At 67.6% G+C, this 13,433-nt stretch carries 12 protein-coding genes and 1 pseudogene; 7 read left to right on the top strand and 6 right to left on the bottom strand.

Annotation, left to right across the window (positions count from 1 at the left end; all coding sequences use genetic code 11):
• Window positions 1-103 precede the first annotated feature (103 nt).
• Window positions 104-940 (top strand): aldo/keto reductase, encoded by an 837-nt coding sequence (locus CHC08_RS12125; RefSeq protein WP_089207330.1) that lies wholly within the window; start codon window positions 104-106, stop codon window positions 938-940.
• 56 nt (window positions 941-996) lie between these two features.
• Here CHC08_RS12125 and CHC08_RS12120 read toward each other — a convergent pair whose 3' ends face one another.
• Complete coding sequence (locus CHC08_RS12120) at window positions 997-1,758, bottom strand: isocitrate lyase/PEP mutase family protein (RefSeq protein WP_089207329.1); 762 nt, start codon at window positions 1,756-1,758, stop codon at window positions 997-999.
• Between the two features lie 77 nt (window positions 1,759-1,835).
• Window positions 1,836-2,117, bottom strand: a pseudogene (locus CHC08_RS12115) (sigma-70 family RNA polymerase sigma factor); the annotation flags it as partial.
• A gap of 179 nt (window positions 2,118-2,296) precedes the next feature.
• On the opposite strand from CHC08_RS12115, the gene CHC08_RS50645 reads away from it, so the two are divergent.
• Entirely contained in the window at window positions 2,297-2,476 is a 180-nt protein-coding gene (locus tag CHC08_RS50645; RefSeq protein ID WP_218825268.1) for a hypothetical protein, read from the top strand.
• Here the strand turns inward: CHC08_RS50645 and CHC08_RS12105 are convergent.
• The gene (locus CHC08_RS12105; RefSeq protein WP_245878274.1) at window positions 2,437-2,841 is read right to left on the bottom strand and encodes a winged helix-turn-helix transcriptional regulator; all 405 of its coding nucleotides are present in this window, start codon (window positions 2,839-2,841) and stop codon (window positions 2,437-2,439) included. The genes CHC08_RS50645 and CHC08_RS12105 overlap by 40 nt on opposite strands.
• Before the next feature lie 100 nt (window positions 2,842-2,941).
• On the opposite strand from CHC08_RS12105, the gene CHC08_RS12100 reads away from it, so the two are divergent.
• The gene (locus CHC08_RS12100; RefSeq protein WP_089207422.1) at window positions 2,942-3,766 is read left to right on the top strand and encodes an NAD(P)H-binding protein; all 825 of its coding nucleotides are present in this window, start codon (window positions 2,942-2,944) and stop codon (window positions 3,764-3,766) included.
• A 514-nt stretch (window positions 3,767-4,280) separates the two neighbouring features.
• Entirely contained in the window at window positions 4,281-7,025 is a 2,745-nt protein-coding gene (locus CHC08_RS12095; protein ID WP_179281995.1) for a DUF7507 domain-containing protein, read from the top strand.
• Between the two features lie 64 nt (window positions 7,026-7,089).
• Here CHC08_RS12095 and CHC08_RS12090 read toward each other — a convergent pair whose 3' ends face one another.
• Window positions 7,090-7,656, bottom strand: coding sequence for a GNAT family N-acetyltransferase (locus CHC08_RS12090; RefSeq protein WP_245878273.1), 567 nt, complete (start codon window positions 7,654-7,656; stop codon window positions 7,090-7,092).
• 272 nt (window positions 7,657-7,928) lie between these two features.
• Between CHC08_RS12090 and CHC08_RS12085 the strand changes: the two genes are divergently transcribed.
• A complete protein-coding gene (locus CHC08_RS12085) occupies window positions 7,929-9,419 on the top strand; it encodes an amino acid permease (RefSeq protein ID WP_089207326.1) in 1,491 nt (496 codons plus the stop codon).
• On the opposite strand, the gene CHC08_RS12080 is transcribed toward CHC08_RS12085, so the two are convergent.
• On the bottom strand, window positions 9,311-10,147 hold the full coding sequence (locus CHC08_RS12080) for a FadR/GntR family transcriptional regulator (protein ID WP_089207325.1): 837 nt from the start codon (window positions 10,145-10,147) through the stop codon (window positions 9,311-9,313). The genes CHC08_RS12085 and CHC08_RS12080 overlap by 109 nt on opposite strands.
• A 111-nt stretch (window positions 10,148-10,258) precedes the next feature.
• On the opposite strand from CHC08_RS12080, the gene CHC08_RS12075 reads away from it, so the two are divergent.
• A complete protein-coding gene (locus CHC08_RS12075) occupies window positions 10,259-11,128 on the top strand; it encodes a carbon-nitrogen hydrolase family protein (protein WP_089207324.1) in 870 nt (289 codons plus the stop codon).
• A gap of 23 nt (window positions 11,129-11,151) precedes the next feature.
• On the top strand, window positions 11,152-12,516 hold the full coding sequence (locus CHC08_RS12070; RefSeq protein ID WP_089207323.1) for an APC family permease: 1,365 nt from the start codon (window positions 11,152-11,154) through the stop codon (window positions 12,514-12,516).
• Window positions 12,517-12,678: 162 nt separating this feature from the next.
• Here CHC08_RS12070 and CHC08_RS12065 read toward each other — a convergent pair whose 3' ends face one another.
• Window positions 12,679-13,248 carry a DUF4142 domain-containing protein gene (locus CHC08_RS12065; protein ID WP_089207322.1) on the bottom strand — a complete coding sequence of 190 codons (570 nt, stop codon included), beginning with the start codon at window positions 13,246-13,248 and terminating at the stop codon, window positions 12,679-12,681.
• Window positions 13,249-13,433 lie beyond the last annotated feature (185 nt).

Below are 13,433 nucleotides of genomic sequence, written 5' to 3'. Positions count from 1 at the left end.
CCTCCCCGACTTCACGCCAGAGCAGGACCGGGAAATCAAGTAACGATCTTTGGGCGAAAAGCTGTTATCGTGACCGACTTCGAGCGAGGGGCGAAACCGACACATGACATCGAGCACGTTCCGCATCGGGGGCGAACGCAGCGTACGGCGGCTCGGGTTCGGGGCCATGCGCCTGCCGACCGAACCCGGACCGGCTCGGGAAACCTCCATCGCGGTGGCCCGACGTGCCGTCGACCTGGGCGTCACACTGATCGACACCGCGCACCTGTACGGGTGGGGGGCCAACGAGGAACTTCTCGCCGAGGCTCTGTATCCCTATCCGGACGACCTCCTCATCGCGACAAAGGTCGGGGTCGCGCCGCCGAACCCCCCGCACGACGCGGAGATCTGCGGCCGGCCGGACTTCCTGCGGGATCAGGTCGAGCAGGGCCTGCGCCGACTTCGGGTCGAACGGCTCGAGCTGCTCCAACTGCATCGCATCGATCCGAAGGTGCCGCTCGCCGACCAGCTGGGGACGCTGCGCGAGCTCCAGATCGCAGGCAAGATCGGCCACCTCGGACTGTCCGAGATCACCGTCGCCGAGCTCGATGAGGCGCGGCAGATCATCGACGTCGTGAGCGTGCAGAACCGCTACAGCATGCTCGATCGCGAGCACGAGGCCGTGCTCGACGCCTGTGCCGCGGCGGGGATCGCCTTCCTGCCCTGGCGGCCCGTCTACCCCGCGGTATCGGAGGCGACGGCCGAGATAGCCGCAGTGGCGGCCGAACTCGGCGCCACCGCGGCGCAGGTCTCGCTCGCGTGGCTGCTCGACCGTTCGCCGGTCGTGCTGCCGATTCCAGGCACCGGCACGCTCGGCCACCTGGAAGAGAACGTCGCCGCGGCGAGCCTGCGGCTGAGCGACGATCAGTGGCGACGGCTCGATCGGCTCCAGCCGCGATAAGCCGTCAGCGCCTCGCTCGTAACCGGCGGCGCGGATACGCGCTCGATATCGCGTCGTCAGGCCAGCAACTCCTGAACGGTGGCTTTCAGGTCGGCCATGGCTGCGCGGTAGAAGCGGGGTCCATAGGACACTCGCGCCACGCCCAGTTCCCGGAGCGTGGCCAGGTCCAGATGTTCACCGGTGTTGCCGTTGACCGGGCCGGGCAGTTCGGTGACGAGGGTGGCGATGTCGCGCTTGTGGCGCACGCCGATCGGGTAGACGCAGTCGGCGCCGGCGTCCAGGTAGAGCCGGCCCCGTCGTGTCGCCTCTGCCATCCGATCCGCTTCAGGTATCCCGCCGGCAGGTAGGAAGGCGTCGACGCGGGCGTTGATGACGATCGGAACTCCGGCATCGTCTGCGGCGGAGCGGACGTCCGCGAGCCATCGGGCGTGCGCACCGGCCTCGACCAGGCCGCCCGCCCGATGGTCGGTGTCCTCCAGGTTGCAGCCGACCGCGCCGATGTCCAGCAACCGGTCCACCAGTTCACGCGGCTGCATGCCGTATCCCGCCTCGGCATCCACCGTGACCGGGACCGACACCGCCCGGGCGACCCGCCCGGCGGCGGCGAACATTTCCTGCCACGGCGCACCCTCACCGTCGGGATAACCGAGCATCGCCGAGATGGCCGCGCTGGCGGTGGCGACCACGGGAAACCCCGCTTCGGCCACGATCGTCGCACTGGCCGCGTCCCACGCGTTGGGCAGCACGAGCATCTCTCCGCCGTGCAGCTCGCGAAGCCTTTCGGCGTGGGCCTTCAAATCCGTCACGTCAGCGGTCATCAATATCCTCCAGGTCAAACGTCATAGGGGTGGAATACAGATCATCGGGCATTTTTGACGAACGCTTGTTCAACCGGTGGCATCGGCTGGCGGCCCTTGCCCGCCAGCGCCTTCAGGCACGCCCGGGTCGCGATCCGGTACAGCCAGGTACGCAGCGAGGAACGCTCCTCGAAACCGCCGTAGCCGCGCCACGCCTGCAGGTAGATCTCCTGGACCAGGTCCTCGGCGTCGTAAATCGAGCCGAGCATCCGGTAGCAGTACGCCAGCAACTCCCGCCGGTACGGCTCGCTCAGCCGGGCGAACTCCTCGTCCGGTCTGGTGGCGGGCGGGTCCGTCCGCCACTGCGCGGTACACGTCATCATCTCTCCGCTCATCCCATCATGACGGCCATCGCCGCGGCCATGAGCGCGTGGGCCAGATGGGAGATCCGGTCGGTGACGCCCAGCCCCGCGCCATCGGAGCCGGGCCGTAGGCCGCGGTCGGCGCCCGCACGGCACGCAACCTCGCCGCACTCCTGGCAGCCGTCGGCGGTGTCTACGTGCTGACCGGCATCCGGCTGGCCGGAGAACCGCTGGGGCTGGTGTTCGCCTTCGCCAACGCGGTGCTGTTCGCCGTCTACATCGTGATCCGCCAGGGCGGCGGCAACTGCGGCAAGCTGTCTCCGGTGAACCCGTCGGATCAGGTTCGACGGCCGCGGACCGGTTCCCTGGCGTCGTAGTCCAGCCGGGCCTGCTCGACCTTGCCCAGGTTGATCGACCACCCGGCGAGTGATGCGAACAGTGGCGCCAGGCTACGTCCCAGTTCGCTGATCTCGTACTCCACCCGCGGCGGAACCTCGGGGTGGTAGGTACGCACGACAAGCCCGTCACGTTCCAGTTGCCGTAGCCGTTCGGTCAGCACCTTGGGTGTGATGGTGGCGATACGGCGTTCCAGCTCCACGAACCGATGCCGCCCGTATTCATTGAGCACCCAGAGGATAGGAGTGGTCCAGCGGCTGAAGACGATGCCGACCACCGGGGTGATCGGGCACGCCTCCTCCGGGGCGACGTCGATACGAGCCGCCGGAATTGTGTCGTTAGTCACAATAAGCCCTTCTTTCCAATACTTTCCTCTAGGTACCTACTACCACAGTGCCGATAGCTTCCGACGAGCCCGCAGAGGGACTCGACAACTGGGAGTGAACATGATCGTGGTGACCGGAGCGACGGGCAACGTGGGACGGCCGCTCGTACAGACGCTTATGGCAGCGGGCGAGCAGGTGACGGCGGTGTCACGAAGAATCTCAGCGCAGGACGTGCCGTCCGGGGCGCGATACCGGCAGGCCGACCTGGCCAAGCCGGACAGCCTCAGGCCCGCCCTTCATGGAGCCGAGGCGCTGCTCCTGCTGACCTCCCCCGACTTCATGGCGAACGGCGATCTCAGTGACGTCATGAATGTCGCGCGAGAGGCCGGCGTCCGGCGGGTCGTGTTGCTGTCCTCCCAGGGCGTGGGCACGCAACGCCACCCCTCGGATCTGGAAGACGCCGTCAGGCGGTCGGGCCTGGAATGGACGATGCTGCGGCCGGGCAACTTCGACTCCAACGCGCTTCAATGGGCCGGTTCGGTCCGCACACAACGGGCGGTCGCGGCGCCGTTCGGCGACGTCGCGCTGCCGGCCATCGATCCGGCCGACATCGCCGAGGTCGCCGCCGTCACACTGCGCGGGCCAGGCCACGAGGGCAACGTCTACACGCTGACCGGACCGACGCCGATCTCACCCCGGCAGCAGGCCGCGGCGATCGGGGACGCGCTGGGCGAGTCGGTACGGTTCATCGAGCTGAGCCACGCGGAGGCGCGGGAGCAGATGCTGGGATACATGCCCGAGCCGGTCGTGGAGGCCACCCTCGGCGCCCTCGGCGCACCGTCCGCTGCCGAGCAGCGCGTCAGCCCTGATGTCGAACGGCTTCTCCGCCGGCCGCCCCGCACCTTCGCCGAGTGGGCGACGCGCAATACCGCGGCCTTCAAATAACCCCGTCCGGAGACGGACAGGACACCATTGCGGCCTCGGTCACAGCTCTATTGGCCGAGGCCGCACCTCGCCGCCCGATGACGGGGTCGTCCACGATCCGGATCATGGAGATGTCCGTTGAAAAAACCCTCACCCGACGCTCACGACGCCCCCGGGCCGTCAATGCCGACCGCGGGAACAGGTACGACCTCCCGTGGAACGGCAGCACGACCTGCTCGGTAACGCGTCAGGCGCTGCTCTTGCCGGCTGCCCGGTCTCACCACAGGAGGACGCATCAGCGCCGCGACCCCGGCGAGCACCCTGAGCGAAGCGGCGAGAAATGAGTATAGCCCTACTCATGTCGAATTAAGCGGTGACAATTATGGTGAATTACCAGAATGGGGATGCCATACACCAACATTTAAAAAGGAGAAAGATGGCGCATTTCACTTCACATGGATTGCGACGTAAGGGTCGCAAGCCGCGAATCGCGCTATATGCCGCAATAGGGCTGCTGTTCGCCATGTTGCCGGCGTTGAGTTCTTCGACGGCTTCCGCCGCCACAAGCGTCACGCTCACGCTTCGCATCAACAATGTGCTGCAGATCGAGAACCCGGACACCGCAGCGGGCGACGGAGACTACTTCCCCGAGGTCCGCATCGGTGACGGCCCGCTGGAGCGACGCGGTGTCATCGAGGACGACGTCTTCTCCCCCGGCTGGCAGTTCACGCAGACGGTGAACCTACCCGCCGGACAGAGCAGCGTGCCGATCCTCATCCGGCTGTGGGACGAAGACTCCGGTCCCACCGAAGGTGGCGACGACAAGATGGACATCAGCCCTCAGGACGATGACGTCGATCTCGATCTCGTCTATTACGACACCGTCGAAGGCAACTCCTGGTCGGGCGACCTCCTGAACAGCCTCACCGTGGGCCAGGGCGACGGCGACCACGGTTTCCCCAGCAACAACGACGGCAGGAAAGCCCGGATCGACTTCAGCATTTCCAACGGCACCAGCGTCGACATCGACGGCGACGGAATTCCCGACGCCGTGGAACAGCAGGACGCCGTCTACGGCCCGGACGGCTTCAAGGTGGCCGATCTCGTCGGCCTGGACCCGTGCCGGAAGTCGGTCGTCGTCCAGATCGACTACATGAGCGATTCCGGTCCCACCGGCCATTCACACGAACCCGACCCCAACGCGATCGGTGAGGTGAAAGCCGCCTTCGACGCCGCGCCGGTTGACGCGGTGTCGCCCTGCCCCTACCCCGGGGATCACAAGGCGACGGGAATGGACTTCATCCATGTCCGGGGCAAGGCGATCGGCGAGCAGCCGGTGATGAACTTCGAGGATGAGGATCTCGGCGACGACTACCGATCCGCACGGAACGCCAATTTCAACTTCAGCCTCGCCATATACGCCCACTACGCGATCTTCGCGCATGACCTCAGGGCCGGAAAAGACGATTCGGGTCAATGCTGCGAACCGGAACGCGGCCACAACAAGGACTTTCTCGTCACCCTCGGCTCGTGGACCGGCGGCGTGGGCACGACACGGGAGCAGTCCGGCAGCATCATGCACGAGCTCGGGCACGCGCTCGGCCTGGATCACGGCGGAAGCGACGACACCAACTACAAGCCCAACTATCTGAGCGTCATGAACTACTCCTTCGATCCGGACGGCATCCCGACCGGCCCGGGGAGCGCACCGGACCGTCTCGACTATTCCCGCGCCTCTCTCCCCACGCTGAAGAAGACCGCGCTGCTGGAGCCCAATGGAATCGGCGACGGCACCGACATGACCAGCTGGACGGCTCCCGATAGAAGCCCTCAGTTCGGGCGCGGCAACGCAGCGCTCAACTGGAACAACAACGTCGACCCGACGACCATGCTGCCGGTGATCGACCCGAATCCGGTGGACGTCAACATCAACGCCGGAGACGACGCCTCCACTCAGCGGACCGAGCTCACCGGGCACGATGACTGGCACAGCCTCAAGTTCAGAGCCGCCGCCGCGCAGACCGCCAACGGGGCCGGCGTCAGCCACGGCCCCGATATCGGCTTCGACACCGCCCAGAAGCGGCGAACCGCTTTCCACGACTTCTACGACCCCGACGTCACGGTGACCAAGACCGTCGACAAGACCGATGCCAAGTCCGGTGACACCCTCGGTTACACCGTACAAGTGAAAAACGTCGGAAAGGGTACGGCGACCGCGGTCGGCCTCACCGACACCTTCCCCGACGCCACGACCGCGACGCGGTCACTGCCCAACCTCGGCCCGTCCGCGACCGCGACCGCGTCGTTCACCTATCTCGTCCCCTGCGCCACCGAGGACGGGACGAAACTCACCAACAAGGCCACCGCGACCGCCACGAACCTCGACGGCGGCCCCGAGGCGAACACGACGAACAACACCGGAACCGCCACCACCACGGTGCACGCGCCGCGACTGACCCTGACGAAAAAAGCGTCCCCGACGGTCAACGCCGGCGAGGCGATCACCTCCACCATCACCTATGCCAACACCGGCAGTGACGGCGCGTCCGAGGTCACCGTCACCGACACGCTGCCGGCCGGCGTCTACTACAGCCCGGCGCTCGACCTGGGCACCGGCCCGAAGCCGAACTCCGTGACGCTCAACGCCGACGGCACCCGGACACTGGTCTGGAACGTGGGCGACGTGCCGGCCACGTCCGGCGACCGGACGATCGTCTTCACGGCGCGGCCGACGCTGCTGTCGCTACCGGGCGCGACCCACATCAACAAGGTGTCCGTGAGCTACAAGAGTGCCGGCGGGGCGTGCACCTTCGCCCCGGTCACGGCCTCGGCGCAGACCTCGATCACCGCGGTCACGCCCAGCAGGCTGCCGCTGCTCTCGACGCTGTGGGGGCTGCGGACGGACCTGAGGACGGCCGAGGTGCTGGCCCGTGTCCAGGCCACCGACACGCGCTTCGACGGGGCCGACAACTCCGCGGCCAACGGCACGTTGTCCCAGCAGGAGGCCTCGGCCGTCCTGTTCCTGCCGGTGACGCAGCCGCGCACGGTGCGGGCGGAACTGCTGGCCACCATGTTCAACCTGGCATCCCGCCGGATCAACGCGGGCACCGCCGTCAACACGCTCACCATCCGCGGCCTGGGCCTGAACACCGTCGGCGACGCCGTCCGCTACGCCCAGGCCACCCTGGCCCAGCCACCGACCCTGTCCAACCTCATCCGCTACACGAACACCACCCTTGTTCTCACCGAGATCAACTCAGGCGTGGCGGAACGCTACTAGTGCTCCGGACCATCGGGTCTATCCGGCGGGCGGCGAGTGGGCGCCCTGCCGGATAGACCCATGATCATGGGAGCCTGGACGCAGCCGGGCGGGTGCCGTGATAGGCCACCTGCGGCCGGAGCGGATCGCCCGGCGGGATCCGGGGGTGGTCGAACCGGTCCGCCTCCGTCAGCCCCAGCCGGCGCATGACGGCCTGGGACGGTTCGTTGAGGACCGCGGTCAGGGACCAGATCTCGGGCAGGCCCATGGTGTCGAAGGCGACGCCGAGTGCGGCCCTGGCCGCCTCGGTGGCGTATCCGTGATGCCAGGCATGCCTGGCCAGCCGCCAGCCGACCTCCAAACCGCCGGCGCCGGGCACGCCGTCCGGCAGCGGGTTGAGGCCGGTGAAGCCGATGAACGTGCCGGTCGCGGCCACTTCCAGCGCCCAGAATCCGAACCCCTGCCGGTCGAAACGCGTCTCGATCGTCTCGATCAGCGCGTTGCTGGCCTCGTGGTCCAGCGTGTTCGGGAAGAACCGCATGGTCTCGGGGTCGGCGTTCAACTCGGCGAACGGTGCCCGGTCGGACTCCTGCCAGCGTCGCATGATGAGCCGCTCGGTCTCCATCCGATCGAACCGCACACTTGTCGTCATAGCTTGATCATGGATGGTGCGCGGCGTATACCGCCATCATGGGCCCTTGATCATGGGAGATCGGCCGCCCCCGCGCCCGCAGGCACGCCGGCCGAGCCGCGTTGGCGTATCGCCGCCCAGCAGAAAGCAGGCGTTGCCCCGGGACCCGGTTTCTCCTCGCGCAACAGGTGAAGAACCTGACATCACCGCAGGTCAAGCGGGGAAGGATCTCCGTTAGGCCTGATGGCGGATCCGGACAGTCCGCCGCGGCCGTCGTGGTGAGGGGATGCGTCATGGCCATACTCCGGGTGGGATCGGGCGTCCTTCGCCGTAAGCCCATCGAGCACATAGAGGAGCCCGAGGCCGCCGGGGGCGAGCAGCTCACCCGCGTGCTGGGACTGTGGCAGCTCACCGCGATCGGGGTGGGCGGCATCATCGGCGCGGGCATCTTCACGCTCGCGGGGGCCGTCGCCAACGGCATCGCCGGCCCCGCCGTCGTGGTGTCGTTCCTGATCGCCGGGGTGGCGAGCGCGGCGGCGGCGTTCTCCTACGCGGAGTTCGCGGGGCTCATCCCGAAGGCCGGGTCCGCCTACACCTACGGTTACGCGGTCCTCGGCGAGTTGGTGGGCTGGCTCATCGGCTGGGACCTGCTGCTGGAGTACACCGCGATCGTCGCGGTCGTCGCCATCGGCATCTCCGGTTACTTCTCGTTCCTGCTCGACGCCCTGGGCGTCGAGATGCCCGTGTGGATGCTGGGGGCTCCGGGGACGGGTGGGGGGCATCGGGTGGACCTGATCGCCGCCCTGCTCTGCCTGCTGATCGCCTATCTGCTGAACCTCGGCATGAGAAACGCGGCCCGGTTCGAGATGGCCGTCGTCGCGCTGAAGGTCGTCGTGGTGCTGGTGGTCATCGTCGTCGGGTTCTTCTTCATCAACCCGTCCAACTACACCCCCTTCTTCCCCTACGGCATCGGTGGTGCGTTCACGGGCGCGGCCACGGTCTTCTTCGCCGTCTTCGGCTACGACGCCATGAGCACCGCGGCGGAGGAGTCGAAGGACGCGAGACGCCACATGCCGAAGGCGATCATGTACTCGCTCGCCATCTCGATGGTCCTCTACGTGCTGGCCTGCCTGGTGCTGACGGGCATGCAGAAATACACGGAGATCGACAGGGAGAGCGGTTTCTCCACCGCGTTCAGCTCGGTGGGCCTGCACGGCCTGGCGAACGTGATCGCGGTCGGGGCGATCGTCGGCATCCTCACCGTCATGTTCACGTTCATGCTCGGGGTGAGCCGCGTGTGGTTCTCGATGAGCCGGGACGGGCTGCTGCCGAAGTGGTTCGCCAAGACGCATCCGACCCGGCACGTGCCGACCCGTGTGACCTGGATCGTCGGCGTCATCTCCGCGCTCCTGGCCGGTTTCCTGCCCATCGTGCAGGTGGCGGAGCTGACCAACATCGGCATCCTGCTCGCCTTCGTGGTCGTGTGCGCGGCGGTGATCGTGCTGCACTACCGGCGGCCCGACCTGCCCCGGACCTTCCGCTGCCCCGGCATGCCGGTCGTGCCGGCGATCGGGATCCTGTTCTCGCTCTGGCTGATCACCTTCCTGCAGTGGCAGACCTGGGTACGCTTCGCGGCGTGGTTCGTGATCGGCCTGATCGTGTACTTCGGATACTCCTACCGGCACTCCGAGCTGGCCAGAGCCGAGGCGGCCGCGTCCGGGGACGGGGATGGGCCTCCCGGAGGTGACGGGGCCCCGGCGAGCGGGACGCCGGCGGGCGGCTGAGGGCCGATGAGCCCGACGAACATGGTCTGGTGGAGCGTCTGGACGTGGCGGCGCGTGACGTCGACCGCCTTCAGCGGATCACGGCCGGCCAGGGCCGCGACGAGCTCGGCGTGCTCGCCGTTGGACTCCCGCAGGTAGTCCAGCGGGTACGGCAGGTAGTAGCGGTAGAGCTCCCGCAGGGCCGGACCGTACTGGCCCACCGCCGACGGCAGCCCGGTGGCCGCCGCGATCGCCGTGTGGAAACGCTCGTCGCACGTATGGAACTCGGCCCAGCTCGAAACCCGGTCCATCTGCGCCACGAGGGCCTCCAGCTCCTCCAGCTGGCGCGGCCCCGCGTTCGACGCCGCCAGGTGCGCGATCCCGCACTCCAGCAGCAGCCTTTCGTCGATCAGCCGGTGGACCTCGTCCGCGGCCGACCGGTATGCCTCGATCTCGAGGACCCGGCCGGTGACGGGCCGGTGGGCCACCAGGGTGCCGCCGGTCCGGCCGCGTCGCCGTTCCAGGACGCCTTCGTCGCACAGCGAGACGAGCGCGCGCCGGGCCGTGATCTCTCCGACGCCGAGGGATCGGGCGATCTCATCGGTCGGCGGCAGCCGCTCCCCCGGCTTCAGCAGGCCGAGCTCAACGGCCATGGCGATGCGGGCGCGAACGGTGTCCAGCGCGTTGAGCCGGCGGATACCCGCGAGAACGGGGGCTTTCAGCGCGGTCAGGGGGCTACCAGGCGTCATCCCATCACCGTACTCGCCAGAAAACAGTTCATTGTGAACACTATTGATTTAACTGCTCAGAATGAGCTATTTTCACATCTCATAGCTAGGAAGCCAGAAACCAGGTGTCACGTGTCCCGCCCTCTTCCCGTCGCACTCGCCCAGGCGACGCCCCACCCGATCGACGGGTCGATCTCGGATTTCGCCCGGGAGGTCGAGGCACTCGTCGCGGATTTTCCCGAGGCCCGTTTTGTCGTCTTCCCCGAGCTGCACCTGCACGGCACCCGGACGCCGCCCCGCCAGAGGACCGCGGAGCTGGAGGCCTCCGCGGAGCCTCTGAACGGGCCGCGGTCGAAGGTGCTCGCCCAGCTCGCCGGTGATCTGAACATCTGGCTGGTGCCCGGCAGCGTCTGCGAGCGCGGGGAGAACGGCGCGCTGTACAACACGGCCCTGGCCTTCTCCCCCGAAGGCCGGCTCGCGGCCTGGTACCGGAAGATCTTCCCCTGGCGACCGTACGAGCCCTACCGGCCGGGCGACCGCTTCGTGGTCTTCGACGTCCCCGGAGCGGGCCGGGTCGGCTTCGCGATCTGCTACGACGTCTGGTTTCCCGAGGTCGCGCGCCACCTCGCGTGGATGGGCGCGGAGGTCATCGTCAACCCGGTCATGACGACGACCTCCGACCGCGCCCAGGAACTGGTGCTGGCGCGCGCCAACGCGATCGTGAACCAGGTCTACGTCGTCAGCGTCAACACGGCCGCCCCCACCGGCACCGGACGCAGTCTCGTCGTCGATCCCGAGGGCCGGGTCAGGGTCGAGGCGGGCGAGGCTCCCACCGTGCTCACCGACGTCCTCGACCTGGACGACGTCACGCGGGTGCGCAGGTACGGCACCGCGGGCCTCAACCGCATGTGGGACCAGTTCGGTCCCGCCGACGACCCCCTCGAACTCCCCCTGTACGGCGGGCGCATCGACCCCGCGCGCTGGAAACCAGCGGACAACTGACCCCTTTCGGAGGGAACCTCGCCATGCAAGCCAGCGAACCAACTCTGAGGCGAGCCCTCACGCTCAGATCCGTCGTCCTGTTCGGCCTGGCCTACATGACGCCGCTGATCGTGCTCGGCATCTTCGGCATCGTGGCCGAGACGACGAGCGGCGCGACCGCCGCCGCGTACGCCGTCGCCCTGGTGGCCATGCTGTTCACCGCCCTCAGCTACGGCAAGATGGCGGCGGCGTATCCGATCGCCGGGTCCGCCTACACCTACGTGCGGCGGACCATCGACTCCCGGGTGGGCTTCCTCGTCGGCTGGGCGGTGCTGCTCGACTACTTCTTCCTGCCCATGGTCATCTGGTTGATCGGCGGCGCCTACCTGTCCGCGCAGTTCCCCGGCGTCCCCTCGTGGCTGTGGATCATCGGCTTCATCGTCGTGACGACCGGGCTCAACCTGCTGGGCATCAAGGTGGCGGCCAGGGCCAACTCCCTGCTCATGATCTTCCAGATCCTGGTCCTGGTCTTCTTCGTCCTGCTGTCGATCGGTCACCTGGTCGGCTCGGACGGCGCGGGCGCGCTGGTCGACCCGGCCCCGTTCTTCAACTCGGCCACGACCGTGACCGGCATCTCGGCGGGCGCCGCCATCGCCGCCTACTCCTTCCTCGGCTTCGACGCGGTCACCACCCTCACCGAGGAGACCGTCCAACCCACAAAAACGATCCCGCGGGCCATCCTGCTCATCGCGCTCATCGGGGGCGCCATCTTCATCCTCGTCGCCTACTTCACCCAGCTCGTGCATCCCGGCAGCACCTTCACCGACTCCTCCTCGGCGGCCTCGGAGATCGCCAAGACGATCGGCGGCAACCTGTTCGGGGCCGTCTTCCTCGCCGGTCTGGTCATCGCCCAGTTCACCTCCGGCCTCGCCGCGCAGGCCAGCACCTCGCGGCTGCTGTTCGCCATGGGACGCGACTCCGTCCTGCCCCGCAGAATCTTCGGCTACATCCACCCCAGGTTCCGCACGCCCGCGTTCAGCATCCTGCTCACCGGCATCGTCGGAATGATCGCCCTGCGCCTGGACGTCGCCACCTCGACGTCGTTCATCAACTTCGGGGCCTTCACCGCCTTCACCTTCGTCAACCTCAGCGTCATCGCCCTCTACCTCCGCGAACGCCGCGCGGGGCGCCGGCCCGGGATCCTGCCGTACGTCCTGGCACCGGCGATCGGCGCGATCGTCGACGTGTGGCTGCTCACCAAGCTCGACGGCAACGCCATCATGCTCGGCCTGATCTGGCTCGCCATCGGCGTGGTCTACCTCGCCTACCTCACCCGCCTGTTCCGGCTCCCCCCGCCCGAGATGGAGTTCACCGAGGAAGAGCCCGCTCCCCCGGCCCACGTGAACTGAACCGGCCGTCCGACCGGCGCCCCGGGCCACGCGGACCGAAACCGGCCGGGCGAACGGCACCGGCGGATACCGGGACCGGTCGAGCGGTGGCTCGGATCACCTCCGGGATCGGCCGGCACCCGGGTTGCCGCCGGGACCGGCCGGGGTCGTCACCGGGTCTGGTCAGTAGCCGGGGCTGCTACTGGCGCTCGGCGTGCTCCCGGGCGTGGTCTTGGCGCCCCGGGCCTGCTCCAGCAGCTTCAGGTGCTCCTGCACGACCGGCTTGGCGTCCGTGGTGACCTGCTTCACCTGGGCGGAGGAGCCGTCCTGCAGTTCGGTGTTCACGGCGGCGAGGGCCTCCCGGTGACCTATGATCTCCGTGGTTATCCACGTGCGGTCGAAGGCCGCTCCATTCAGTCCCGACACCTTGTCGAGCACGGCGCGCTGCTTGGGGCCGGGCCTGTCGGGCAGTTTCACGTCGAGTGCCTTGGCCACCTTCTGCACGCTCTCATCGAGCTTCATGTGATCGGTGACGAACTTGTCGCCCAGGTCACGGACGGTCTGGTCGCTCGCCTTGTTCTGAGCGGTCTTCCCGGCCTCGATCTCGGTCAGGTTGATCCGGTGCACCTGGACCAGGAAATGCCTGTCCTGGTCGTTGGGAGCCGGTTGAGCGGCGACGGCGGCGGCGCCGCTGACCGTGCCACCCAGCACGAGGACGGCGAGGGCCAGCAGGGCGAGCATTCTCTGAACCATGAGGACCTCCGGCGATCAGCTCATGAGTGGAATCAACTACCCCTCCCCTATGCACGCATATTTGCCGATATAGCGACATGAAGTCGTAAATGATGCCCAAAACTCCCTGAAGCGCTTCACCTCCGCTCGGCAAAAGGAAAACGCGAAAAATGAGGATCCCGTACGGCTCCGCGGTCGATTCACGG

This window comes from Streptosporangium subroseum (assembly GCF_900188345.1).
Classification (GTDB): Bacteria; Actinomycetota; Actinomycetes; order Streptosporangiales; family Streptosporangiaceae; genus Streptosporangium; species Streptosporangium subroseum.
Note: the sequence above shows the minus strand (reverse complement) of the source record. Positions and strands in the feature narration are given on the sequence as shown.